The organism is Acidovorax sp. GW821-FHT10E04, assembly GCF_059415185.1.
In genome coordinates this window covers 154694-179615 of record NZ_JBWKMT010000004.1, presented here as the reverse complement: position 1 = coordinate 179615, position 24922 = coordinate 154694, and the positions used below count along the sequence as shown (strand labels likewise).

Here is a 24922-nt window from a genome sequence, read left to right as displayed (position 1 = left end):
CTGCTACTGCTGCTGGCGCGCGTAGCGGCCGGGCGCCAGCCCGACATGGCGGCTGAACGCCGTGCTGAACGTGCTGGCCGAGCTGTAGCCCACGCGTTCCGCGACCTCATGAAGCCCCACGCCGCCACCGCTGCGCAGCAGGTTCTTGGCCAGCGCCATACGCCAGGCGAGCAGGTATTCCATGGGCGGCACCCCCACGGCGCGCAGGAAGCGCTCGAAAAAAGTGGACCGTGACAACGCCGCCTCCCGGGCCAGCGCGTCCACCGTCCATGACCGCTCCGGGGCGCTGTGCATCAGGCGCAGGCCCACCGCCACGCGGGCGTCCGCCAGCCCACGCAGCAGCCCGGGGGGCGCACCATCGCGGTTGCTCGATCGCAGGGCCTCGATCAGCAGCACCTCCACCAGGCGATCCAGCACCAGTTCACGGCCCGGCAGCGCGGCCAGGCACTCTTGCCGCACCAGTTGCACCAGGGTCGGCAGCCGCTCCACGCCGCGCACGTGCAGCATGTCCGGCAGCAGCGACACCAGCAACGCGGCGTCGGGGGAGTCGAACTCGAAGTAGCCGCCCAGCATGCGCATGTCCGGCGGGCTATCGGGCGTGCCATGGCGCAGCCCATGCTCGCCGTCTGGCGCGGGCATGCGGTGGGGGTCCATGAACACCGGCGCCGCCGGTTGCTCCATGCCCGACAAGGTGAACCCCGGTGTCGCCGGCAGAAGCACGAAGTCGCCCGCTTCCAGCGCCACGGGCTCTTGCCCCGCGAGGGCGAGCACGCACTGTCCCTCCAGCATGGTGCAAAAGCTCGGGCTGCCGAACTCGCCATAGCGCACGGCCCAGGGCCCCGCGCCGCTGATCAGCTTGGAGAAAACGGCGCGCGGCCGCAGCAGAGCGATGACCTGCGCGAGGGGATCAACCACGGTCGGACTCCTGCAAAAGAAAATCAGACTTTATATTGTAGTTAATCCGGCTCCGGCCCGATATCGTTGCACCACTTTCCATCGCAACCCATCCACGGAGTTTCACCATGAAGACCATCCTGATCACCGGCTGCTCGTCCGGCTACGGCCTTGCCACCGCCCGCCACTTCCACGCCCAGGGCTGGAACGTGATCGCCAGCATGCGCACCCCGCGCACCGACCTGCTGCCGCCATCGGACCGCCTGCGCATCCTGCCGCTGGACGTGACCCGGTCCGACAGCATCGCCCAGGCGCTGCAGGCCGCAGGCCCCATCGACGTGCTGGTGAACAACGCGGGCCTGGGCCTGTTCGGCGCCTTCGAGGCCACGCCCATGGCCACGGTGCGCGACATCTTCGACACCAACACCTTCGGCACCATGGCGGTGACCCAGGCCGTGCTGCCGCAGATGCGCGACCGGCGCGCGGGCCTGGTGGTCAACGTCACGTCCAGCGCCACCCTGGCACCCATGCCGCTCGTGGCCGCCTACACCGCCAGCAAGACCGCCATCGAGGGGTTCACCGCCTCGCTGGCCTTCGAGCTGGAGGCCTTTGGCGTCCGCGTGAAACTCGTGGAGCCCGGCTATGCGCCCACCACGCAGTTCACCGCCAATGGCGCCGAGCGCATGCAGGGGCTGATCCCGCCCGCCTATGCGCCCTGCGCCCAGTCCGTCTTCGCCGCCCTGGGCCAGCCCGCGGCCGTGACGACCGAGCAGGATGTGGCCGAGGCCGTGTGGGCGGCGGTGAACGATGCGTCAGCGCGGCTGCGCTATGCGGCGGGCGCGGATGCGGTGGCGCTGGCGGGCGCCCATGGCGCAGGCACCTTGGCGCATTGATGCGCTCTGTGGACTCGCAAGCGCGAACCCTCCGGGACGCGCAAGGTCACCGCCCGGTGAACATGAAATACGCCAGCACGCACACCGCCAGCGCCACGATGAGCCTGGCAATCCAGGGGGTGACCAGCCACGCGCCCAGGGCCAAGGCCACACGGCCCCACACATGCGGCGACTGCAGCGCGTTTTGGGGTTCCGCGGGCGAAGCGCCCTGGGCCTGCAGGGGGTAGCCGCAGGACGGGCAGGCGGGCGCCTTCGACGAGACTTCACGCCCGCATTCCGGGCAACGCACAAGGGCCATGGTCTACCTGCCTTCCCGGGACGGCACGCCGATGAGGATCTGGACGCGCCGGTTGAGCTGCCGGCCCTGCGGGTCGTCCCGGCCGTCCGGCGTGGTGTTGGGCGCCACGGGCTGGCGCTTGCCCTGGCCCTGCACAGCGGCCTGCCGGCCCGTCTGGCGGTGCAGTGCACGCGCCACGGCCTCGGCGCGGCGCAGCGACAGGCTGTCGTTGTAGGCGTCGGTGCCTTTGCCATCGGTGTGGCCCACCACCGTGAGCGGCGCCGCCGCATAGCTCTTGATGAGTTCCGCCGCCTTGTCCAGCGAGGACGCCGCGTCCGCGCGCAGGTCGGATTTGTCGAAATCGAACAGCACGTCCGCCGGCAGGTCGATGGAGATGGCCTGCTCGGGCGTGGGCCGGGCCTTGAGCTCCGCCAGCAGGGCGCGCGTCTGCTCCAGCCGCTCCCTGGGCACCTCGGCCTCGCGCAGGATCGTTTGCGGCCCTGCGCTGCGCTGCAGCGTGGTGTCCTGCCGCCGTCCCACCAGCCCGCCCGCGGGCTCCTGCGCGCGCAGCGTGGTCGATGGCGCGCCCGATGCGGGCACCAGCCGCGTGGGCACGGCGCCCAGCGCCCGGCCGCTGCGCACGACCTCCAGCGCATGTGCCGGCCCGCAAGCCGCCAGCGCTACCAGCAGGGCGCAGGCCGGCGCGACGGCGTGCGCCCCGGCGGCCGCCAAGCCCGGATGCCGCATCAGCCGCCCTGCAGCGGCAGGTCGACGACCAGCCCCGGCGCCACGATGTTGTCGCCCTGGTTGCCATCGTTGAACACGAGCTTGAGCTTGCGCGCCGACGGCGCCACGGCGCCCATGAACACGAGCTGGCCGTCCAGCGTCTCGCCCTCGCGGATGGTGATGTCACGGTTGTTGTCGGGCCGCTTGATGTGCAGGCGGGCACCGCTCTCATCCTGCAGGTAGGTGTCGGCCAGGGCCAGCATGGTGGTGTCGGTGATGCGGTTGGCGAACGAGATGCTCACGTCGAGCACCGTCGCGTCCGCGCCGATCTCGACCGCCTTGACGCGCACCGTGACGCCCGCGGCGGCCACGCCCTGGATGGACATGGGGACCTTCTTGGGCGTGGCGGCGGCTGGCGCGGCCGCCGGTGCCGGTGCTGGCGCTGCCTGGGTTGCAGGTGCAGTGGGTGCGGGGCCCGCGGCGGGCACGGGCGCGGTCGCCGCAGCCACCTGCGGCTCGGGCGCGCGCTCCTTGCACGCTGCCAGCACAACGGCGGCAGCGGCCACGGCCAGGGCCGCCCCCCTGCGCGATGGCGTCCACACGGGAGTCGTTGAATTCATGGTGTCTGGTGCTCCTGGTTCATCAATCACTGTCCATGGTGGTTGCCGTGGCGCGGTTTGCGAGGTGGCCTGCGGAACGGCGGGTCGGGCGCCACGCATCAGCGAATGCGGATGCTGTTGGTCTGGCCCGCCGCCCCCCCTGCCTTCGGGGGCTGCGGGCAATCGCCGGTGCGCACGTCATTCGCATTGCGGCCCTGCACGATGACCGTGCGGCCCTCCAGGCGCGCGCCCGATACGTCCACGCTGTTGACGGAGGCCGAGCCATCCGCGGCGCAACGTGTGCCGGACGCGGTATTGCCCGAGACCTCAATGCGGTTGCCCGCGCCCGCGCCGCTGGCAGCGCTGGTGGCAGGCTGCACTGGCGCGGCAGGCCGTGGCACGGGGTTCGCGCGGCCCTGGCGAGGCGGGTCCAGCGGCCCGGCGCGCTCGGGCCCGATGGGCCCCACGGGCCCCACGGGCCCCACCGGGCCTGCGGCCCGGACCGTGGCACACGCCAGCAGCAACAGCAGCGCGAACAATGATGTGCCGTTCATGGTGGGAAAACCTCGCATCAGGGCGGTGCCTTTCCGGGCGTTCCAGGCAAGCTGCCGCCAGGCACCGCAGCCGGAGCCGGCGCACCCGAGGCCGGGCGGGGCACGGCCGACATGCCCGGCAGGACGGAACCCGGCCGAACGGCCCCCGCCGCCGCGGGCCGCGGGTCACCGCCTTTGTCGGAGCCCTCCCCCGCGGCCTGGCGCTGGATGCGCGCCTCCAGTTCCGATGCGAAGCGCTCGGCCAGGGCCACTTCTTCCACGGCCATTTCCGCGCCCAGTTCGTTGATCACCGACACCACATTGCGGTGGGTGCCGGTGTCGGGCTGGCTCATGCGCTCCAGCAGGCGTGCATAGCCCAGGGCCCGCACGTTGTCCTTGGGGACGCCCTGGCCCTTGCGGTTCATCTCCGTCAGGCGCTGCATCGCGCGTGGATCGCCGCGCACGGCGGCCAGCAGGTACCAGCGGTAGGCCTGGCCCATGTCGCCCAGGCCGGACCGGGGGTTCTGGTACGCATCGCCCACGAACGAAAGCAGCTGCGGGTTCTGCGTGTTCAGGGCTTCGCGCTTCAGGCGCTCGAGCTCGTTGCGGTAGATCGGCCCCTGGCAGCCCAGCTCGGCCACGCCGCGCTCCAGCGCCTCGTTGCACGCTTCGAGGAAACGCGCACCCGCCGTGGCCCCGGGGGCCGCCGCCTGCTGTGCCGGCGCGGGTGCAGGCGGCGGCGGAGCGGCCGGCGGCAGCTGCGCGAAGGCGGGCGCATGCAGGGCAGCCCCCACCACCCAGGGCGCGCAGCGGTAGAACATGCGGGCGCCACGCATCATGTGCCAGCCTTCGTGCCCGCCGGGGTGCCGCCGGGCGCTGGCGCCGCACCGGCCAACGCGGGTGCCTGCGCCGTGTCCCAGGCCATGGGCACACCAAAGAACAGGGGCTCAAAACCCTGCCAGGTCATCACGTCCACGGCGCCCAGGGAGGGGTACCGCTGCGCATACACCTTCTCCAGCGCCTGCCGGGTCTCGTCGTCGTATTTCTGCGTCACCTGCAGCGGCTCGCCGTACTTGCGCAGCGTCACCTGGATCAGCCCCAGCTTGAGCTCGGGCGTCAGCCCGTTGTAGGCCGCGCGCATGTTCTCCACCACCACGGGGTCCGGCGTGCCGTTGGGAATGCAGCGCCAGTACGGCGTGTTGGTGGCCTTGCCGATCAGCTCCAGCACGCTCAGGTCCACCAGCGTGCGGATGGCCGAATGGCGCCCCTGCAGGTACTTGCCTTCCAGCTTGAAGCCGAAGGCATCGCCGTAAAAGCCCAGGCTGGCGTTGTCCTCGGAGCTGAAGTTGAGCACCTTGACCACGTTGGAGGCCTGCACCTGGGGCACCATCTGCTGCGTGGAGAAACTCACGAGGTTCAGGTCCAGCGCCAGTGCCGAATAAATGGCCGTGCGCTTGATGTCGCCTCCCAGCGTGGTCTTGCCGTTGCCCTTGCCGAACTCGATGCCCGCCGAATTCACGCGCCCCGCGCCCGCGATGGCACGGTCGAACTCCGTGAGCGCCCCCGTGATCAGGAAGTCCGGCATGGTCACGCCAAACTTGGCGCCCAGCTGGGCCTGCGACACCAGGTAGTCCGGGTGGTAGGGCACATAGACCACGCGCGCACCGATGCGGTTGACGGCCGTGCGCACCATCTCGGTGATGTCGCCGGGAATCTCCGCCCCCACGAGCGGGCTGGAGAGGTTGGTGGCATCCAGGATGCTGCGCGTCTGCATGTAGATGACGGGATCGCCTTCCTTGTAGACATCGAGCATGCGCCCGAAGCGGCCGAGCGCCAGCGCGTAGGGGCTCAGGTTGGTGACCGGCAGCAGCTTGTCGGCCTCGCGCTCCTGCAGCAGCGTATTGGCGTCCTTGAGGGCGTTTTCCGTGGATGCACAGCCAGCGAGCGTGGCCACTGCCAGCGCCAGCGCTCCCCATCGCAATGTTCTTTTCGTCATGGTTCTTTGTTGTGGTGGTGGTATCAAAAGCCCCGCTCTCCCGGGGCTGCAAGGCAGAAGGCCCGCGGCCGTCAGCGGCCGGAGTTGAGGACGGTGATGTTTTCCACGCCCTTGCCTTCCACGTACAGCGTCACGTTGCCGTTCACGTTGCCCTGGATCACGGGGCTGGCGATGCGCAGCGTGCCGTCGGGCGCGCGCTGCACATCGGAATACGTGGAACGGATCACGATGTTCTTTTGCCCGTCGGGCAGCTTCAGCGTGCCGTCGGGCTGCACCAGCGCGCTCTGGTCCACCAGCGTGTTCTGCGAGATGGCGCGGTTCACGCGGGCCTTGGCACTCACCGACGGATAGACCCCGTCGTTGAGCCGCACACCGCTTTGCGCCATGTCCTTGTAGGCGCCCAGCTGTTCGCCGTAGTTCACCAGCTGGGCCTGCGCGCCGGCGCCCATCAGCGCCAGTGCCCCTGCCCCGCACCAAAGGCCCAGGGCGCGCAGCGTGCGCCGATGGGAGTTTTCGTCCAGATTTTTCATTGCGACTCCTTCATCCACTGAAAACCAAAAACGCGCCGCTGCGCACCCGCCAGGCAGCGCCGCCCTACATGCTGAGCAGGTTCACGGCCGGCAGCACCGTGACGGACTGGTTCACCACGCCCGTGGAAGGGATGGCGTACGTGTAGCCGGGATTGGCGGCAAACGGGGTGTTGCCCGCCACGCCGACCACGCCGGTGATGGCCCCGCCCACATTGCGCACGCTGCCAGAGGTCATGCCCGCCGCGGCGGCCGACATGTTTCCGACGATGGTCACCGCGCCCGTGATCACCCCCTGGTTGACCACCGAGTTGGACACGCCGCCCACGGCCGCATGGCCCTGGTTGCCGGCGATCACGACCGTGCCCGCCATCACGCCGTGGTTCACCAGCGAGTTGACCGTGCCGCCCAGCGTGGCGCTGCCCCGGTTGCCCGCGATCAGCACCCGGCCCGAGAGCTGGCCCCGGTTGTCCACGCTGTTGACGGTGCCGCCGCCCGTGGCATTGCCCTGGTTGCCGGTCACCACGATCTGCGCGCCCGCCATGCTGCCGTTGTTGTTCACACCGTTGACAAGGCCGCCGCCGCTGGCCCGGCCCGTGTTGCCCGCGATCAGGATCTGGCTGCCCTTGATGGAGCCCGATCCCGTGACGCTGTTGACCTTGCTGCTGGCACCCTGCGCACTGGCCTGGTTGCCCAGGATGGTGATGCTCGACGCCGTGATGCTCCCCCCGCCGCGCACGCTGTTGGCCAGCCCGCCGCTGGCCGACCCCGCGTTGCCGATGATGGTGATCTGGCTGCCCGAGATGCGGCCATCGCCCACCACGCTGTTGATCGCCCCGCCATCCCGCGCCGAGCCCTGGTTGCCCAGGATGGTGATGCTGCCGCCCTGCAGCGTGCCCGCGATGTCCACGCTGTTGGCCACCCCCTGCTCGCCCGAGCCCTGGTTGGCGGTCACGGTGACCGACGAGCCGGCCACGCGCCCACGGCCCTGCGTGCGCACGCTGTTGGCCAGCCCGTCCCGGCCGGCGGCGCGGGCGCTGCCCTGGTTGGCCACCACCTGCACCGCGCTGCCCTGCAGCGTCCCGTCGGCCTGCACGCTGTTGGCCAGCGCCGTGCTGCCCTGCTCGGCCTGGGTGGACACCGCCGTGTTGGCGGCCACCAGCGCCTGGACCCTGTCCACGCGGCCACCGGAGCCCTGCGAAAAACTGTTGGCCGCCGCCAGGCCCTCGGTGGCGAACACACGCCCCGCCGTGTTGCCCATCAGCTGCAGGCTGGCCACGCGCATGTCCCCCAGCACCTGGATGGCGTTGGCATTGGCCTGCCCCACGCCCCTGCCAAACGCGGCAAAGCCGCCCACCGTGCCCTCGCGCCCTTCGCTGCGCACGTCGGCCGCCGTGTTGCCCGCGAGCGTCAGCGTGCTGGCCTCCACGCGGCCCTGGGCGTTGACCGACAGCGCATTGGCGTTGATGCGGCCACCGTCCGCGTTCAGCTGCCGGGCCGTATTGCCCACCACCTGCAGGGTGCTGCGGGCCAGCGCCGTGGCGCCCGAGCCATCCATGTACAGCCCGTTGGCCGCCAGCACGCCATTGGACTTGGTGCCCACGCCCAGTGCCTGCGCGCCACTGCCGGCGGCGCGGATGTCCTCGCCCGTGTTGCCCGCGATGACCACCGGGCTGCCCTGCACCCGCGCGCCACGGTAGGCCGCCAGCACATTGACCAGGGCGGTGCCTCCGGGCGCGTGCACGCCGCGCGCGGTGTTCCCGGCGATCAGCCAGGGCGAGGATGCATCCACCAGCGCATCGTCGTGCAGCACCAGGGCATTGGCGGCGGCCCGCGCACGGCTCTCGCGCCCGGCCAGCCCCCCCGCGCCGGAGACCGAATCCGCCGCGGTGCTCATGTCGCTGGCCGTGTTGCCGCTCAGCACACCCGCCGCCGACAGGCGCGAGGGCGCGCCCGCGCCGTTTTCCAATGCAATGCTGTTGGCCAGCAGCGCGCCTCCGCGTGCCGTCAGCCGCGATGCGGTGTTGCCCGCCAGCGTCAGCGTCTGCGCATCAAGCTGCGACCCCGTGACCGCCAGCGTGTTCGCCAGCGCGGCCGACTGCTGGCTGGCCGAAAACAGAAGCCCCCCGCCCGCCTGCGCCGCATAGCCGGTGGACCGCACCCCGTCGGCGCGGTTGCCCGCCAGGGTCAGGGCGGTGTCCTGCACGCGGCCCTCGCTCACCATCAGCGTGTTGGCCGCGGCCAGCCCGCCCGAGCCCGTGATGGACTGGCCGTGGTTCCCGCTGACGGTGACGGCGGCGCGCTCCAGCGTGGACTGGTGGTCCGCCACCACGGTGTTGGCCAGTGCGCGGCCGTTGCGCTCCAGGGCGCCGACGAGGCCACCCCCAATGGTGCCCGAGCCTGCGGCCGTGCGCACCTGGTCGGCCACGTTGCCCGCCAGCAGCACGGTGCCAGCCCGCACGGTCGCGTTGTCCAGCCACAGGCTGTTGGCCGCCGCCCCGCCCCCGGTCGCGACCACATCGCGCGCCTGGTTGCCACTGAGGCGGTGCACGGGCCCCTCGGCCAGTTCGCCCCGGGTCACGGAGATGGTGTTGGCCAGGGCCGAGGCGGACACTCGCACGTCGGCCAGCGCCCCGCCGAGAATGGATCCTTCACCGCCCCAGGCCTGCACGTTGCGTGCGGTATTGCCCGAAACGCCCGCCTGGTAGCCCGCCGAACCGGCGAGCTTGTGGTCGGAAAAGCTGATGCTGTTGGCCAGGGCGCTGCCGCCCGTCGCGATGACCTGGGCCGCTTCATTGCCCGCCAGGACCAGTTGCGCGCCCTTGAGCTCACTCGACGCCAGGGTGACCGCGTTGGCCGCCGCCACCCCCGTCAGATCCACCTGGGCAATGGTGCCGCGCCCCACGCCGGCGCTGCCGCCGCCTGCGCGCACGTCCTGCGCGCGGTTGCCGGTGTGCAGGATGCGGGTGTCCTCCAGGGTGGACCGGGCCGCGGTGAGCGCATTGGCGAGCGCTGATCCGCCGATGGAGGTGACGCCACGGGCCTCGTTGCCGACCAGCGCCACCTCGGAATTGCGCACGTCGGTCGCATCCAGCAGCACGCTGTTGGCCGTGGCGCGGCCGGGCATCTGCAGCGAACCGGTGCCCAGCAGCACCTCGGACTTGGCGCCGAAGGCCGCGACGTCGGCCGCGCGGTTGCCTTGCACGATCAGGCGGCTCGCCGTGAGCTGCTTCGTACCCGTGGCGCTGGCCGCCAGCACCATGTTGGCGGTGGCGGCACCGCCCAGGGCGTGCACGAAGCCCGTTACCTGGTTGCCCAGCACCTGCACCTGGGACTGGCGCACATCCATCGCTGCCAGGCCGATGCCGTTGGCCTGCGCGGTGCCCGCCAGGTCCACGCGCATGCCGACATTGGCCAGGGCGGAGCCCTTGCCGCCGGTGGAGATCACCGGTCCCGTGGAGCGGTTGCCGAGCACCTGGATCTGGCTGCCCGCGTCCACCTGCGTGCCGGCACTGTTCTTGTGCCAGCCCACCCCGGCGAGCATGGACTCCTGCGCCTGACCGCGCAGCGGCGCCAGGGCCACGGAAAGACCGAGCAGCCAGAGCGCCGCGGCTTCATGGCGTTGCGTCTTGCGCGTTGTGTGCACTCACAGCCCCTTTTCTGGATGGACAGGATGGTCGGACGGCTTGCGGTCCGGCCGGCGGCTGCCGGACGGACCCGCGGCACGCCGGTCAGTTGATGTTGACGCTGTTCACGTTGGCCGTGCCGCCGATGGCCTTGATGTCGGTGGCTTCGTTGCCGCTCACGGTGATGTCCGAGTTGCGGATCTTGGAGCCGGTGATGTTGACGCTGTTGACGTTGGCCACGCCTTCCATCGAGATCTCGGCCACCTTGATGCCGGCCTTGCCGCCGCCAGCGATGACGTTGGTGGCCTTGTTGTTGGTGACGGTAATGCGGCTGTTGGTCACTTCGGAGCCAGCGGAGCCCTTGCCCGAGATCAGGCCGGGAATCGCGACGTTGCCGCTCTGGGCGAAAGCTGCGCTGCAGGTAAATGCGAGTGCTGCGACGGTGGTAATGGCAAGTTTGCGCATATCAATAATCCTTCGAAGGGTTGAAATTAATTGACGAAGCAGCCGCTTGCGGCCTGCGAACGAATTCTTGAGGCGCGCACCCGTCCACACCGTAAAGAAATGTAGGCCCGGCCCGGGCTGGCATTTTCCGAGTTATCCACAGGTCGTACCTCCCAGGATCCGCGCTCTGAGCCGCACGGGGTTTTGGCATGTAGGACAAGCACTTACTCCGCCAGCGGGTGCATTCCCACATTTGAACGATGCCGCCGCACTTCCATAATCCACCGCAAAAACCAACAAGTCTTTACACTTCAAATCATCATGAAACCCGCAATAACATTCAGAAATCCATACTTTCAAGAAAATGAATGGAATCTCCTGTTTTATTGTCACAAATATGAAATCAATTATCTTTCGTGGCTTTTTGTATATGGGGGCCGTGGGCGCCCTGGCGGCCTGCTCGCCCGCGGCCATCACCTATCCCAGCGATGCGCAGATTTCGGCGGCCCTGGAGACGCAGTTCGCCAGCGACCGCCACAGCGCCGCTGCGCGCGACCTGATCCGCACGCTCGGGGGCGAGAAGGGCAAGCTGCGCTATCAGATCCACCAGGTGATCTACCGCCAGGGCTCGTATGAGGCCCGCTACGACGCGGTGCTGGTGATGGGGCAGCCGGGGACCCAAAGCCTCCTGGGGCTGTACGGCAGCATGATCCCCGAGGCCGAGCGCGCCAAGCTGCCGCAGGCCAGCCTGGAGGCCTATGAAGGCTGGCTCAGGCAGCAGGCCGAAACCCTCCGGAAAACCTCGGCACAGCAGGCGGGTGCGCTGGAGGCGACCCTGGAACTGCTGGGCAAGTGCTACCGGGACCGGCAGGCCGGGGCCGAGGTCACGGTGATGCAGGGCCTGGGGGCGCTGATCTCGCCCGAGCGCAGCGGGCTATACGCTGAAAAGCTGGCGCTGCCGGACACCACGGCGCGCTGCCTCCCCGCCTAGCCGGCCGTGCGTTCGCGCAGCGCGGCCAGGATGTGCCTGGCCGCTTCGCCCGGGCTGCGGTGGGCGGTGTCGACCACCAGCTGGTTGTTGTCCGCCGCCCAGGGCACGTAGTCGTGCCGGCACACGGCATCCCAGAGGGGCGGCACGAGACCGGGTACGTCGCTCACCCGCTGCTCGACCCGCCGGCGGTGCTCGGCGGGATCGCCGCAGACCACCTCCACGGCCAGCATCGGCGCCTGCGCGTCCAGGGCCACGCGGTGCCAGGACGCGCGCGTCTCGGCCCAGGGGTTCACGCAGTCCGCCAGCACGGACAGTCCTTGCGAAAGATGGGTACGCGCCAGGGCATATGCCACCACATAGCCCGCGGCCCCCACGCCACTGCCCCCCAGCGCGCCGCAATCCCGCAGCGCCTGCTCGATGGTGTCGATGCGCAGGTACACCGCCGGCCACTGCCCCAGCAGCGCGCGGGCGATCGTGCTCTTGCCCACGCCCGGCAGCCCGCCGAGCACCACCAGCGCGGGAGCGGCGGGCGATGATTTCAATCAGTCCACCACCGTGAGCTTGGCCACCGACAGCGCCAGCCACTTGGTGCCATGGCGCGGAAAATTGACCTGCGCGCGCGCGTCGTCGCCCGTGCCTTCGATGGCCAGCACCTTGCCTTCGCCGAACTTGGTGTGGAACACCGCGATGCCCACCCGCAAGCCGTGGGCGGGCGCGGTCTTCTGCACGGGCACCGGCGGGCTGGCGAAGGTCTCGGACTTGAAGCCAAATGAGCCTCTAGCGCTTGACCCATAAGCGCCAGAAGCTCCTGAATTAGGAGCAAATGAGCCAAACCCCTGCTGCTTGGGCGTGATCCACTTGAGCGCGCCCTCGGGCAGTTCGTCAAAGAAGCGGCTCTTGATGTTGTAGCGCGTCTGGCCGTGCAGCATGCGCGTCTGCGAATGGCTCAGGTACAGGCGCTTCCTCGCACGGGTGATGGCCACGTACATCAGGCGGCGCTCTTCCTCCAGCCCGTCGCGCTCGCTGGCGGAGTTTTCGTGCGGGAACAGGCCCTCTTCCATGCCGCCGATGAACACGCCGTCGAACTCCAGGCCCTTGCTGGCGTGCACGGTCATCAGCTGTACCGCGTCCTGCCCGGCCTGGGCCTGGTTGTCGCCCGCTTCCAGCGCGGCGTGCGTGAGGAAGGCGGCCAGGGGCGAGAGGGTTTCGCCCGTGTCCGCGTCCACGATGCCCGGCACGGGCTTGAGCGGTTCGTCGACGACCGGGGCATCGGGATCCAGCCCCTGGCTGACCGTGCTCTGCGTGAGCGGCGTGCCATGCTCGTCCAGCGGCAGGGCCACGGCATCGCGGCCAAACCCCTCCTGCGTGACGAAGCTCTCGGCCGCGTTGACCAGTTCTTCCAGGTTCTCGATGCGGTCGGCGCCTTCCTTCTCGGTGCGGTAGTGCTCCACCAGCCCCGAGGATTCGAGCACCTGCTCGATGATGCCGCGCAGGTTCAGGCCCTGCGTCTGCTCGCGCAGCACGTCCACCATGGCGACGAAGGCGCCGAGGTTGGCGCCCGCCTTGCCGGGCACGGCGCTCACGCCGTCGTGCAGCGAGCAGCCGGCGGCGCGCGCCGCGTCCTGCAGCACCTCGATGCTGCGCGCCCCGATGCCGCGCGGCGGAAAGTTGACCACGCGCAGGAAGCTCGTGTCGTCGTGCGGGTTCTCCAAGAGGCGCAGGTAGGCCAGCGCGTGCTTGATTTCGGCGCGCTCGAAGAAGCGCAGGCCGCCGTACACGCGGTAGGGCACGCTGGCGTTGAACAGCGCCGATTCGATCACCCGGCTTTGCGCATTGCTGCGGTAGAGCACGGCGATCTCCTTGCGCTCGAAGCCGTCGCTGCGCACCAGCTGCTTGATCTCGTCGACCATCCACTGCGCCTCGGCCAGGTCGGTGCTGGCCTCGTACACGCGCACGGGCTCGCCGGGCCCCTGCGTGGTGCGCAGGTTCTTGCCCAGGCGCCGGCTGTTGTGGCTGATGAGCGTATTGGCCGAGTCGAGGATGTTGCTGTAGCTGCGGTAGTTCTGCTCCAGCTTGATCTGCTGCTGCACATCGAACTCGCGCACGAAGTCGGCCATGTTGCCCACGCGCGCACCGCGAAAGGCGTAGATGCTCTGGTCGTCGTCGCCCACGGCGATCACGCTGCCGCGCGCCTCGAAGCGCCCGCCCACGTCGTTGCCCGCCAGCTGCTTGAGCCAGGCGTACTGCAGCTTGTTGGTGTCCTGGAACTCGTCCACCAGGATGTGCGCGAAGCGGCGCTGGTAGTGCTCGCGGATCGGGTCGTTGTCGCGCAGCAGCTCGTAGCTGCGCAGCATCAGCTCGCCAAAGTCCACCACGCCTTCGCGCTGGCATTGTTCTTCGTACAGTTGGTAAATCTCGACCTTCTTGCGGGCGTCGCTGTCGTGCGTGGGCACGTCGCCGGGGCGCATGCCCTCTTCCTTGCAGCCGGCGATGAAGTACGACAGCTGCTTGGGCGGAAAGCGCTCGTCGTCCACGTTGTGCTGCTTGCACAGGCGCTTGATGGCCGAAAGCTGGTCCTGCGTGTCCAGGATCTGGAACGACTGCGGCAGGCCGGCCGCCTTGTGGTGCGCCCGCAGCAGCCGGTTGCACAGGCCGTGGAAGGTGCCGATCCACATGCCGCGCACGTTCACCGGCAGCATGGCCGACAGGCGCGCCACCATTTCCTTGGCGGCCTTGTTGGTGAAGGTGACGGCCAGGATGCCGCCGGGCGTGGCGTAGCCGTTTTGCAGCAGCCAGGCGATGCGCGTGGTGAGCACCCGCGTCTTGCCCGAGCCAGCGCCCGCCAGGATGAGCGCATGCCCCGCCGGCAGGGTGACGGCGGCGAGCTGCTCGGGGTTCAGATGGGCCAGGAGGGGCGACGCAGCCGAGGGCGCATCAAGGGAGGTGGGCGCCAGCACATCTGGCCCCCCCGGGAACGGGTCTTGTGGGAACATCCAGCCATTGTAGAAAGCGCCCCGCCGCCCTCCCATTCTTTTATGAAAAACACTGCCCGCACCCTGGCCAGCCTCGTGGCCCTTGTACTCGCCCATGCACCCGCGGCCACCTGGGCCCAGGCCAGCTGCAGCAGCGACGGCACCCCACGGCCCACCGCCCTCTTCGAGCGCTTCCTCAGCGCGGACTGCGAGGCCTGCTGGACGGACCGCGCAACCCCCGCGCCGACCGCCGGCGCCGGCACGGCGGTGCTGGACTGGATCGTGCCCGGCGCGGCGGGCGAGGATGCACCGCTGGCCGCCGCTGCCGCCCGCGACGCCCTGGTCCGGCTGGAGGCGCTGGGCCGCAAGCCGCCCCGGGCCACCGACGTGCACACCGCTGCGGTACAGGCAGCCCGGCCTGCCGGACTGCGGGTAGCCCACGGCATGCCGTTCAACGACTACCTGGGCACGGCGATCGCGTTCACCCCGGGCCGGACCGCCGCGCCTGGCCCCCTGGAGTTCTACCTGCTGCTCGTGGAGGCCGTGCCAGCGGGAACCGATGGCACGGCCGTGCCCCGGAATATCGTCAGGAACATGCTCCACGGCGCATGGGGCAAGCCCGGCCAGCGGCCGGGGTCGGGATTGGGGCCATCGAAATGGATGGAAACACGGTCCATGCGCATCCCCGAAGGGGCGCAGGCCGAGCGGCTGCGCATGGTGGGCTGGGTGCAGGATGCCCGGGGGACGGTCATCGCCGCGGCGCAATCCACCTGCCGGTGATACCGGTAATACCACCATCGTTATAGGGTGGAACGGACAGGCGGGTAGAATCAATCACCGGGCCCAAGTTTCTTGGCGTCCGGTTTTTTTGTGCCCGCGCACCGCGGGGTTCGGAGCGGCCTGAACGGCCCCGCCCACAAAGCCGGTCCCAAGCCAAGCGCCCACCGCCGCTGAAATTGTTTGGCTGCGTCCCTTTATGGAGCTTGGAATCTCATGGAAATCTTCGACTACGACAACGTTCTCTTGCTGCCGCGCAAGTGCCGGGTGGACAGCCGCTCGGAATGCGACGCCAGCGTGGAACTGGGCGGACGCTCGTTCCGGCTGCCCGTGGTGCCCTCCAACATGAAGACGGTGGTGGATGAAAAGATCTGCACCTGGATGGCACAGAACGGCTACTTCTATGTCATGCACCGCTTCGATCTGGACAATGTCCAGTTCGTCAAGGACATGCACGCCCAGGGCTGCTACGCCTCGATCTCGCTGGGCGTGAAGCAGCCCGACTACGACACCGTGGACCAGCTGGTGGCACTGGGGCTCACCCCCGAATACATCACCATCGACATCGCGCACGGCCATGCCGACAGCGTGCGGAACATGATCGGCTACCTCAAGCAGCACCTGCCCAAGGCCTTCGTGATCGCCGGCAACGTGGCCACGCCCGAAGCGGTGATCGACCTGGAAAACTGGGGGGCCGATGCCACCAAGGTCGGCGTGGGCCCGGGCAAGGTGTGCATCACCAAGCTCAAGACGGGTTTTGGCACGGGCGGCTGGCAGCTCTCGGCGCTCAAGTGGTGCGCGCGCGTGGCCACCAAGCCCATCATCGCCGACGGGGGCATCCGCAGCCACGGAGACATCGCCAAGAGCATCCGCTTTGGCGCCAGCATGGTGATGATCGGCTCGCTGTTTGCGGGGCATGAGGAATCGCCGGGCCAGACCGTCGAGGTGGACGGCGCGCTGTACAAGGAATACTACGGTTCCGCGAGCGACTTCAACAAGGGCGAGTACAAGCACGTCGAAGGCAAGCGCATCCTGGAGCCCGTCAAGGGAAAGCTGGCCAGCACCCTGATCGAAATGGAGCAGGACGTGCAAAGCTCCATCAGCTACGCGGGCGGCAAGAAGCTGATGGACATCCGCAAGGTGAACTACGTGATCCTGGGCGGCGACAACGCAGGCGAGCACCTGCTGATGTAGCACGGGCGGCCGGCACGGCAGCGCCGGCCCCTTGCGCCGCCACGGCACATGCAGATGGCGCAGCCCAGGCCAGCGGGCGCCACCCCAGCGCGAAGCCCGAGGGGCGGGAAACACGGGCAGCGCCGCAGGGGATTGCCCCCACTTCAGGCGCGCAGCAGGTTTTGCGCCATGTGGTGCAGGTCATGCCCCGGCCTGGCCAGGCAATCCACGATGCTGAAATGGTGCAGGCCCGGCAGTGCCTGGCTGCGGGGGACGAAATGGCTGCCCCAGGCGTCCTGCATGAGCTGGTTCTGCCGCAGGAACTCCGTACTTTCATCGGCCCCCACCACGCAGTAGAGCGTGCCCGCCGGCGGCTCCAGGAGCCGCGCGGGGCTGCACTGAAGGACCTGCTGCTCCGTCAGGTTCAGCACCGACTGGTACATGGGGGTGTGCATGATGGGCTCCAGATCGTGGATCCCGGAAATCGACAGCGCATTGCGCACCAGCCCATCGGGCAGCCCCTGGCCGACCAGGGGCCACACGCCGGTAAGCAGCATGGCGGCCAGCTGCCCTCCCGCCGAGTGCCCGGCCACCGTGATGCGCCGGGGGTCCCCGCCGTGGCTGGCGATGTGGCGCCACACCCATTCCAGTGCCTTCTCCATCTGCCGCACGATATGGGGAATGGTGACCGGCGCCTCCGGCGTGCCGGGGCACAGCGCGTAGTTCACCACCACCACACAGAAACCGGCCTGCGTGAAGGACGGGGCAATGAACGAATGATCGGACTTGTCCAGCGAGCGCCAGTACCCGCCGTGCACGAACACCAGCACGGGAACACCGTCATCCGAGGCACGTGCGGACGGGAAAATATCCAGCGCCTCTCCCGTCCCGGTACCGTACGCCACGTCCAGCACGCACGGGTGGCTCGTCCGCACCCGGGCGGAATCGTCGGCCCAGCGCTGCAGATAGGCCATGTGGTCGGGCACCAGCGCGCGGTTGTTGTACATGCGCTCGAGCCAGGCGGGGTCGTGCAGGGGCAGGCTCATGGATGAAGTCTCCTGTGGCGGTGCGGCATCATCATTCCAATCCGACCATGCTGCAAGCTCCGTGACAGGGTGACGCACCAAAAAGGCACATGATGCACAGAGAGACAACCTTCCTGGGTGAATGACGCCATGACCACCACACCGCTTCGCATTGCAGTCCTCGGCATCGGAATGATGGGCCTGCCCATCGCGCGGCGCCTGAAGGACGCTGGACATCAGGTGCACGCATGGAACCGCACCCGCGCCAAGGCGGAGCCCCTGGCTGCATCCGGCATCACCGTGCATTCCCTGGCCGCCGATGCCGTCCAGAACGCCGACGTGGTGGTCAGCCTGCTTGAAAACGGCCCCGTGGTCGGCCAGGTGCTGTTCGAGGCCGGCGCGGCCAAGGGCATGCGCAAGGGCGCGCTGTTCATCGACATGGCCTCCATCCAGCCCCGCGAGGCCCGGGACCATGCCGCTCGCCTGGGCGAAATGGGGCTGTCCCACCTGGATGCGCCGGTGTCCGGCGGAACCGTGGGTGCGGAAAACGGCACGCTCGCCATCCTGGTCGGCGGTCGCCCCGAGGATTTTGCGCGGGCCCAGCCTCTCTTCGCCGCCTGCGGCCGCGCCACCCACGTCGGACCGCATGGCGCTGGCCAGCTCACCAAGCTGGCCAACCAGATGATCGTGGGCATCACCATTGGCGCGGTGGCGGAGGCTCTGCTGTTCGCCGCCAAGGGCGGGGCCGACATGGCCAAGGTGCGCGAGGCCATCCAGGGAGGCTTCGCCGACAGCCGCATCCTGCAACTGCACGGCCAGCGCATGGTGGAGCGCGACTTTGCCCCGCGCGGCCGCATGGCGGTGCAGCTCAAGGACATGCGCAACGCCCTGGCCACCGCCGGCGAGATCGGCTTCGATGCCCCCATCACGGCCCTCTTCGAGACCCTCTATGCCGAAGGCGTCGAGCATGGCCTGGGTGAACTGGACCACAGCGGCCTTTTTGTGGAACTCGCAAGCCGCAATGCGATGCAATAATTTTTTGCGGCGCTTGCTAACTCGCAGAAAATTGGTGCATAATTCGAGGCTCTGCAGCAATGCAGACAGATTAACAAGTTTGGGTTCTTAGCTCAGTTGGTAGAGCAGCGGACTCTTAATCCGTAGGTCGAGTGTTCGAGTCACTCAGGACCCACCAAACTAAAAAAGCCGCTACAGCTATCAAGTTGTAGCGGCTTTTTTCATTCATTCCCAACACGGGAGCCGGGTAGATCAACGGATTCCATCATCCACTTTGTGGCTTGAGGCGGTCGACCCGGATCCATGGCTTTGCCATTGGTCTGCGGCCGGCAGGGCCGCGTGAAGCCGTGCTTGATACCCAGGTCGACGCATGCCGCTCGGAAGTCACGCGAGCAGAACGCCAACCCTCTGTCCGTCAGCAGGCGCTTCACGGTGATGCCCAATCGGACGTAGCAGGTCACCGCATTGCGCAGAAACGGTACCGCATGTACCTGCTTTTCGTGCGGGTGAATGGCGGTGAACACCAGCTTCGCGTGACCATCGATGGCCACGAACAGCGCCTCTCAGCCTGCACCGTCAATAGCGTCTTTTCGATTGCCGGTGACGCGGTGGCTGGGCCGCACCATGCACCCGAGCTCCTTGGTGTCGAAATGCAGCAAGTCACCAGGAGCTTTGCGCCCATCGGCCAAGGCGACTTCGCCACCGGCCCGGTAGTGACCGAGCCACTTCCTGGCTGTTGGTGCAGTCAGGCCATACATGGTGGCCGCTCACACGGCACCCCAGCCTCCCTGCGCCATCTGCTTGAGCATCTCGATTCGGCGGGCAAAGGTAAGTCGGGCGTGCCTATGGAGGTTCATCCGGTTGGACATCCTGAGTCGATTGGGTATTTGGCGACTTCCCAATACAAGGCCAACTCGAGCCCACCCCAGCCATCGCGGCTCCGCGCACTGTACTTCAAGGATGCAGCGCCGCTGTGGCAGCGAGTACGACAACAGGCACCACCGCGTTAAATCCAACCTCCAATTCTCCCAACGAGATAAGCCCACCCCCCGATGTCATCGTGCCGCGAGTACCGTTTTAGCCAAACGCACTGGCCAGAGTGCTATCGCACTCCGTGCTCGGCCCCCTTCGCCGTCCGCACTATGTACGGCATTCTTAGTAAGGCAACATGCAAATATAGGCCGCCACATACCGAAGATTTTCAGCAATGCCATTACTACTTGCCTGATCAAGGTGAACTGTGTCTGTCCACCCAAGAGGATTCGTGTCAAAGCTTGCATAGTGAACATTCTTTTCAACAGCAACCTCACGAACCGCCTGCTGAATCGCCACTACCGTGTCATATTGACTTTGAGTGAAATACTGAAGAACTTGCGGATATTGCAAGTCAGTAATTCCAGAAATGACCGGAATTCTATTGATCGACCTGACATAGTCAACCATTTGACGATAATCCTGTTTCACCCCTTGCACCGTAGGCGTACCAAAAGGGCCAGCCTCATACTCTTTTCTGAGATCATTTATGCCCGTTTGAATTACAACGATTAAGCTATGCGGGACACCATAAAATCCTCCGTTTCGAGCCAACTGAAATGTACTCTGCCCATTTATAGCATTATTTGGATTCACCGTATAACCATAATTTCTAAGCCAGGTCGCAGGGGTTGTATATAGAGTCCCTCCAGAATCATACCCAAATCCATGCAAGATGCTATCCCCATTGAACTCAATAGAGCACTGAGCAGGACTGCCAACTTGTTGGCGTTCATAAGAAAAAGCACTACCTGAGCTCAAAAGTGCAGCAATAGCAAAGTTAACCGCAAAAAATGCACCAGACATTCTCTTCATATTCAATCCTCTCGATAATCAAATAGCAATCCCTATAGACCGAGTGTGATCGTAGTGAAAAAAATGCACTATCCTGGATTTTTTACAATCTCTTTCTTTTTACTTCCAATAGCACTCCATCCACGATGAGCGCCAAAGCGTTTTTCTAACCACCCCATCCATCCACAACGACCAGGTCAATCTCACCGTCGCAATTCAACTGACGCAACATGTCCTGACCCGCACACAGCGCCACCTCTCGCCTCCCTGCATGGCGCGATTGAGCACATTACCCAGGATGCAGCATTCGATGTTGACGCCTGTTGCAAAACTCTGGTCGCTCATACGTCTCGCATGGACCGCCGCAACACGCCATCCACCAACAGAAGACGACCAGCTGCACCAACAACCTGAACAAAGAGGCCCGAGCAGTGCGAGCCTTTCCAAGGATTTCAGGAGCGAATAGGATCAGATAGCCGTACGAATAAAGGCCACCTAGAAATAGTCATAACCAAACCATGTGATGTTGGCGCCTGATCCGGGCGCCCGCGCAAAAGTCCCGGAGGCGGAAGAGCTCAAAGGCAGGAAAGCGGATTTTTGAAGCCCAATTTGAGCTCGCTGCACGACCTTAACCGAGGTTGAACTTTCGTGGATCAACTCCGCATAAAGGTTCAACCAGTCTCCGGTGGTTGGCGCAAGAGATATTTTCACCCAATAATGATCACCAGGCACGAAACTCCAATCAGCAGGGAGTGGCTCAACATACGCACCGCCAGCCGAATAAGTACTTCCAACACATACACTTATTGGCGCCGTATTCACCGCCTGCCCACACAAATTAGCAGCATTCCACACATACGCGCTGCCGTTCGTGGCAGTCGTTGGATTAAACCACAACTCCAGATTAAGTCCGTTCGCGGCGACAAATGCTCCTGCTCCATAGGTCCATAAGGGGCTCTTAAAACCGATAGGTGCAGAGTTCATATACGCGGGATTCGCGCCTTGCACATAAGCCACAATTGCATGATCGCTCATTGGGCTAGTGGGCGATCCCCATGTGAAGCGACTTTGAAGTTTTATAGGTGCCGCTCCAGGAGTTGGAATTGGCTTTGTGAATCCACTTGGATAGAAAAAATCGAACCCCGCTGTCCCCCCGGTTGCGGAAAGGATCCCGTTGTCAGAAGCAGCGGATGCTCCCACAACAGCCCCGGACAGAGCAAATGCCGTGACCAATGCTTTCTTAGACCACATTGAAAACTCCTATATTGAAAAAGAATATCGATACACTCAACTGTCGGCCAATCCCAGACCTGTTTGCATACATGTCCGGGGCGCCCAGCATATATCAATCAAAACCCTGATGCCTATCAACGGTTTAAAAGGCTGAGTGCAGTCCATCGGCTACGCGCGGCTTGCTCTTGGCTGAGATGGCTCTGGCGAACGGAACGGAACCGTGGCGCCCAACGAAGAGCCATCCGTGGATGGGTTTCTCGCATCTCCACGGGCTCGCCAAGATTTGCGCGCGCAAATAATGGCCTTTGCGGCTCAACTTCGGGCACCGGGGAACGATAGTCCGGCACATGCAGCGCCCCTCTTGAATTCGAGTGCGCCGGGGTCGTACTTTGGATGGGGGCGAGGGCCCGCCATGGGCTACTGACCTCTCACCGGAGATCGAGGCTTGCCTCAAGAAGCCGTCATTGTCACGCTCGAATCACCGGACCATCTCGAACAGCACCGCTCTAGCGCTCATCTCAGATTGGGACTTGGGCTGCAATCCGACACCGTGCAAGGCATTGATACGAAGCCCCTTGAAGTTCCACAGATTCCATGAGCACGGCGACCGAGGCTTGCAGTAGCCTATCCACCATCGCATTTTATTACCCGGCAGTGCTGCAAGCTCTTTGTCGATTGACCGGAAACGGCATCCAGTCGAGCCGGCGCGTGGGGCGAGAGATACGGTGGAATGTCGAATTTAAATAGCTTCCTGGCTGACCATGCCATGTTAGAAAACCAACAACTTTCCGTCGGTACTACTTCATTCGCCGCGCAAGCGCGCGCAAAGGTGCCGTGATCCGCCAGGACAGGCTGGCCCTGAGTGATTCGATTTCTGCTCGTAGCTTGGGTTGTGCGTAGCAATAGAAATTTACCGGAAACAACACCTTTTTCAGCAACATCAACCGTTGCTCGGCAGTTTGCATGCGTTTCCACCATTCTTCCAATTCGGCCACTCTTTCAGCATTGGACAGCGTTTTGCGCGTGACAGATGAGAAATGAAGGACGGTCGGCCACTTCACCGACGAGTATCGCCCCCCCACTTGTTCAAGCACCTGCAACCAAAAGTGAATATCTGTGTGGATGCCAAGGGGTGCCGGGCTCCACCCCAACGGCAGAGCGCGGTAGGCCCGAAGCGTGTGCGCGCCCGACGCCAAGCCAAAGCCACCAGCCGATTTCCGCATGCGGTCGATTTGGAGATCATCCTCGAAAGCATCAAAAGGCCATGTCGCGGTCTCGCCTGCCGGCGATACGTCGATCTGCATGGTGTGGACCAGGTCATGGTCTTCAAGTGCCGCCGCCAGGATGTCAAGATGGTCTGGAAGCCACAGGTCGTCATCGGATTGGTAGGCGACAAAACGGCCTCGCGCCTCCTGCAAGGCCCGGTGCCTGTGCGCTTCGCCGTGCCGCGCCCCCTTGGGGTTGTCAAAGTAGCGAATCCGGGGATCGCGCTCCGCCAAGGACTGGGCAATCGAGCGGGTGCGCTCAGGCGCACCGTCGCCCACAATGAACACTTCAAAGCTCTGGCAGGTCTGCCACTGCACACTGGCAACCGAATGCCACAGCGTGTCCGCGTGGTCGTGGGTTGGAATCACGACCGTGAAAAGCGGATCGCTCATTCGGGCAGTCCTGCCAGCGCCCGCAGCGACGCGATGCGCTCCACCACCATCAAGCCCTCCGCCGCGCTGCTCTTGGGGGGTGGACCACGATGGCAAAGATAGTCCAGGAACGCCGTCAGTTCCCGCAAAAGGGGCATGGCGGTGTCCACGGAACGCAGCTCGGTGCCGGGCACGGGTCCGTCGGAGAGGCAACTCGAAGTGCGCTGCACGGCGACATGGGCGTCGTAGGCGTCGCTGAGCGATGCAATGCCGTCACGACAGCGCAGTTCGATGGTCCGCCGGTGGGAAGGAGAGCGCACGCCGATTTCAAACTGCATCCACGGTTGACTGCGATCCTTCAGACCCAGCACGCCCGAGAGCGCGACCAGGCCCTCTGCGCTGGTTTCCGCCCAGGCCGCGGCGGGCTCGGGCAAGTCGCCCAGGATTTCGATGGCGATACTGAGATCATGTGGAAGCAGAATCCAGTCCGCGCTCACATCTGCATGGGGATTGCCCCATCCGAGGCGGGTGGTCTTCAGTCCCAGCACCGGGCCCAGTTCTCCGGACCGCGCCAGCGCGGCCAGTGCGAGCACGCCCCCGTGATAGCGCCACTTGTCCATGATGAAGATCCGGTCACCCGCCAGCTGGGCGATGGCCTTTGCCTCCGCAGCGCTGGACGTGAACGGTTTTTCGCAGAACACCGGCTTGCCGGAGGGCACCAGTTGGCGAAGGAAGGCGGCGTGCTGGGCGGTGGGCACGGCCACCACATACCCGTCGACCTCAGGGAGATCTTCCAGGGAGGATGCCACCACGTCGGCATTGCCTTCGCATGCACGGGCCCGGCTGGCCTCTCCCACCGCCAGCACCGCCACGTAGGCCCCCAGTTGCTTGAGATCACGCAGAATCAATCGCCCCCAGCGGCCACACCCCAGAAGTCCTATCCTCACCATGATTTGTCCTTGCTGCCGCGCAACTCCTCCAGCAATCCGTCGAGGGACGTTGCGGCCTGATCCCTTGGGGACAGTACCGGGGCACTGACCGGCCAGTCCAGCCCCAGGCCAGGGTCATCCCAGCGGCAGCCAAGCTCATCCGTCACGGGATCCCAGTAGTGGGTGACGCTGTACAGCATGTCCGCAGCTTCCGGAAAGTAAAAGCCGTGCGCGACCCCCGTAGGAATGCTGACCATGGTGGGTTCGGCACCGGTCAGCTCGATCACCGTGCTCTGCCGGAAATGGTCGGTGCCCTCGCGCAGGTCGATCAGGCCCAGCAGCATGGTGCCCGTCAGCACCAGCAAATGGTCGGTGTGCCGCACGTGCACATGAACCCCTCGCAAGACGTTGGGCCGGGATTTGACATGGTTCCATTGCAACGGCAGGCTGCCCGGGTGCCACTCGTTGCGGAAGACTTCCGTCAGCGTTCCGCGCTCGTCTTTTCTGGGATGCAGTCGCCTGACCTGGACTCCCGGGATATCTTCAACCCGGCCCAATAGATGTTGTTCCATTTTGATCCACGACTTTGAGCGAATTGGCCACGAAAAGGCCTTGTGGCTATATTTCTGGGGTCAGGGCACTCTGCATTTTGTAGCCCTTCAGGCCTTGCACCCAAAGGGCACGGCACCTTCATGCAAACAATGCCGCCAGAACCCGCCCGGGATTTCCTTGGCTAGTATAGGCAACCCTTGCGCCCGCCACGCTGTCCAGGCCCGTGGCAGCCCGTGCTTTCCCCGGGTGCCTCCAATGCGCTGCATTGACAGAACGG

23 protein-coding genes, 1 tRNA gene and 1 pseudogene are annotated in these 24922 nt (G+C 65.9%); 6 read left to right on the top strand and 19 right to left on the bottom strand.

Annotated features, from left to right (window positions below):
- Positions 1-3: 3 nt before the first annotated feature.
- Positions 4-915: an AraC family transcriptional regulator gene (locus tag AC07OC_RS14295; RefSeq protein ID WP_218340038.1), complete on the bottom strand. Its 912-nt coding sequence runs from the start codon at positions 913-915 to the stop codon at positions 4-6.
- A 107-nt stretch (positions 916-1022) separates the two neighbouring features.
- On the opposite strand from AC07OC_RS14295, the gene AC07OC_RS14290 reads away from it, so the two are divergent.
- Positions 1023-1787, top strand: a complete 765-nt coding sequence (locus tag AC07OC_RS14290) for an SDR family oxidoreductase (protein ID WP_218295686.1) — start codon at positions 1023-1025, stop codon at positions 1785-1787.
- 46 nt (positions 1788-1833) lie between these two features.
- On the opposite strand, the gene AC07OC_RS14285 is transcribed toward AC07OC_RS14290, so the two are convergent.
- The 9 genes from AC07OC_RS14285 to AC07OC_RS14245 all read right to left on the bottom strand — a co-directional run bounded on the left by AC07OC_RS14285 (position 1834) and on the right by AC07OC_RS14245 (position 10536).
- Positions 1834-2085: a zinc ribbon domain-containing protein gene (locus AC07OC_RS14285; RefSeq protein WP_218295687.1), complete on the bottom strand. Its 252-nt coding sequence runs from the start codon at positions 2083-2085 to the stop codon at positions 1834-1836.
- Between the two features lie 3 nt (positions 2086-2088).
- Complete coding sequence (locus AC07OC_RS14280; protein WP_218340037.1) at positions 2089-2811, bottom strand: OmpA family protein; 723 nt, start codon at positions 2809-2811, stop codon at positions 2089-2091.
- Positions 2811-3410: a DUF4352 domain-containing protein gene (locus AC07OC_RS14275; RefSeq protein ID WP_218340036.1), complete on the bottom strand. Its 600-nt coding sequence runs from the start codon at positions 3408-3410 to the stop codon at positions 2811-2813. The genes AC07OC_RS14280 and AC07OC_RS14275 overlap by 1 nt, the downstream gene beginning before the upstream one ends.
- A 98-nt stretch (positions 3411-3508) precedes the next feature.
- A complete protein-coding gene (locus tag AC07OC_RS14270) occupies positions 3509-3943 on the bottom strand; it encodes a hypothetical protein (RefSeq protein ID WP_218340035.1) in 435 nt (144 codons plus the stop codon).
- A 17-nt stretch (positions 3944-3960) separates the two neighbouring features.
- Positions 3961-4761, bottom strand: a complete 801-nt coding sequence (locus AC07OC_RS14265; RefSeq protein WP_255591089.1) for an SEL1-like repeat protein — start codon at positions 4759-4761, stop codon at positions 3961-3963.
- Complete coding sequence (locus tag AC07OC_RS14260; protein WP_255591088.1) at positions 4758-5918, bottom strand: CsgG/HfaB family protein; 1161 nt, start codon at positions 5916-5918, stop codon at positions 4758-4760. Before AC07OC_RS14260 ends, AC07OC_RS14265 begins: the two co-directional genes overlap by 4 nt.
- Positions 5919-5989: 71 nt before the next feature.
- Positions 5990-6448: a hypothetical protein gene (locus AC07OC_RS14255; RefSeq protein WP_218295691.1), complete on the bottom strand. Its 459-nt coding sequence runs from the start codon at positions 6446-6448 to the stop codon at positions 5990-5992.
- Positions 6449-6512: 64 nt separating this feature from the next.
- Entirely contained in the window at positions 6513-10091 is a 3579-nt protein-coding gene (locus AC07OC_RS14250; RefSeq protein ID WP_494601561.1) for a beta strand repeat-containing protein, read from the bottom strand.
- Between the two features lie 85 nt (positions 10092-10176).
- Positions 10177-10536 (bottom strand): hypothetical protein, encoded by a 360-nt coding sequence (locus tag AC07OC_RS14245; protein ID WP_218295692.1) that lies wholly within the window; start codon positions 10534-10536, stop codon positions 10177-10179.
- Positions 10537-10912: 376 nt separating this feature from the next.
- Here AC07OC_RS14245 and AC07OC_RS14240 point away from each other — a divergent pair, with 376 nt between their 5' ends.
- Entirely contained in the window at positions 10913-11506 is a 594-nt protein-coding gene (locus AC07OC_RS14240) for a hypothetical protein (RefSeq protein WP_255591087.1), read from the top strand.
- On the opposite strand, the gene AC07OC_RS14235 is transcribed toward AC07OC_RS14240, so the two are convergent.
- Both AC07OC_RS14235 and AC07OC_RS14230 read right to left on the bottom strand, forming a co-directional pair.
- A complete protein-coding gene (locus AC07OC_RS14235) occupies positions 11503-12048 on the bottom strand; it encodes a P-loop nucleotide/nucleoside kinase family protein (protein WP_218340034.1) in 546 nt (181 codons plus the stop codon). The two genes, AC07OC_RS14240 and AC07OC_RS14235, sit on opposite strands and share 4 nt — an antisense overlap.
- A complete protein-coding gene (locus AC07OC_RS14230) occupies positions 12049-14499 on the bottom strand; it encodes a UvrD-helicase domain-containing protein (protein ID WP_218340033.1) in 2451 nt (816 codons plus the stop codon).
- A 42-nt stretch (positions 14500-14541) separates the two neighbouring features.
- Here AC07OC_RS14230 and AC07OC_RS14225 point away from each other — a divergent pair, with 42 nt between their 5' ends.
- Both AC07OC_RS14225 and AC07OC_RS14220 read left to right on the top strand, forming a co-directional pair.
- A complete protein-coding gene (locus AC07OC_RS14225; protein WP_218340032.1) occupies positions 14542-15258 on the top strand; it encodes a hypothetical protein in 717 nt (238 codons plus the stop codon).
- Between the two features lie 213 nt (positions 15259-15471).
- A complete protein-coding gene (locus AC07OC_RS14220) occupies positions 15472-16449 on the top strand; it encodes a GMP reductase (protein WP_218340031.1) in 978 nt (325 codons plus the stop codon).
- 143 nt (positions 16450-16592) lie between these two features.
- Here the strand turns inward: AC07OC_RS14220 and AC07OC_RS14215 are convergent, their stop codons facing one another.
- The gene (locus AC07OC_RS14215) at positions 16593-17474 is read right to left on the bottom strand and encodes an alpha/beta hydrolase (RefSeq protein ID WP_218295697.1); all 882 of its coding nucleotides are present in this window, start codon (positions 17472-17474) and stop codon (positions 16593-16595) included.
- A 129-nt stretch (positions 17475-17603) separates the two neighbouring features.
- Between AC07OC_RS14215 and AC07OC_RS14210 the strand changes: the two genes are divergently transcribed.
- Positions 17604-18488: an NAD(P)-dependent oxidoreductase gene (locus AC07OC_RS14210; protein ID WP_218295698.1), complete on the top strand. Its 885-nt coding sequence runs from the start codon at positions 17604-17606 to the stop codon at positions 18486-18488.
- 81 nt (positions 18489-18569) lie between these two features.
- A tRNA-Lys gene (locus AC07OC_RS14205) sits at positions 18570-18645 on the top strand.
- Positions 18646-18772: 127 nt separating this feature from the next.
- Here AC07OC_RS14205 and AC07OC_RS14200 read toward each other — a convergent pair.
- The 6 genes and pseudogenes from AC07OC_RS14200 to AC07OC_RS14175 form a co-directional block, all read right to left on the bottom strand.
- Positions 18773-19324: pseudogene (locus tag AC07OC_RS14200) on the bottom strand (DDE-type integrase/transposase/recombinase); the annotation flags it as partial.
- A 298-nt stretch (positions 19325-19622) separates the two neighbouring features.
- Positions 19623-20315, bottom strand: coding sequence for an SGNH/GDSL hydrolase family protein (locus AC07OC_RS14195; protein WP_218295699.1), 693 nt, complete (start codon positions 20313-20315; stop codon positions 19623-19625).
- 474 nt (positions 20316-20789) lie between these two features.
- On the bottom strand, positions 20790-21545 hold the full coding sequence (locus AC07OC_RS14190) for a hypothetical protein (protein ID WP_494595502.1): 756 nt from the start codon (positions 21543-21545) through the stop codon (positions 20790-20792).
- A 779-nt stretch (positions 21546-22324) separates the two neighbouring features.
- Positions 22325-23185, bottom strand: a complete 861-nt coding sequence (locus AC07OC_RS14185) for a glycosyltransferase family 2 protein (protein ID WP_218295701.1) — start codon at positions 23183-23185, stop codon at positions 22325-22327.
- Positions 23182-24114 (bottom strand): Gfo/Idh/MocA family protein, encoded by a 933-nt coding sequence (locus AC07OC_RS14180; protein ID WP_494601555.1) that lies wholly within the window; start codon positions 24112-24114, stop codon positions 23182-23184. Before AC07OC_RS14180 ends, AC07OC_RS14185 begins: the two co-directional genes overlap by 4 nt.
- Positions 24108-24665: a dTDP-4-dehydrorhamnose 3,5-epimerase family protein gene (locus tag AC07OC_RS14175; protein WP_218295703.1), complete on the bottom strand. Its 558-nt coding sequence runs from the start codon at positions 24663-24665 to the stop codon at positions 24108-24110. Before AC07OC_RS14175 ends, AC07OC_RS14180 begins: the two co-directional genes overlap by 7 nt.
- Positions 24666-24922: the final 257 nt, after the last annotated feature.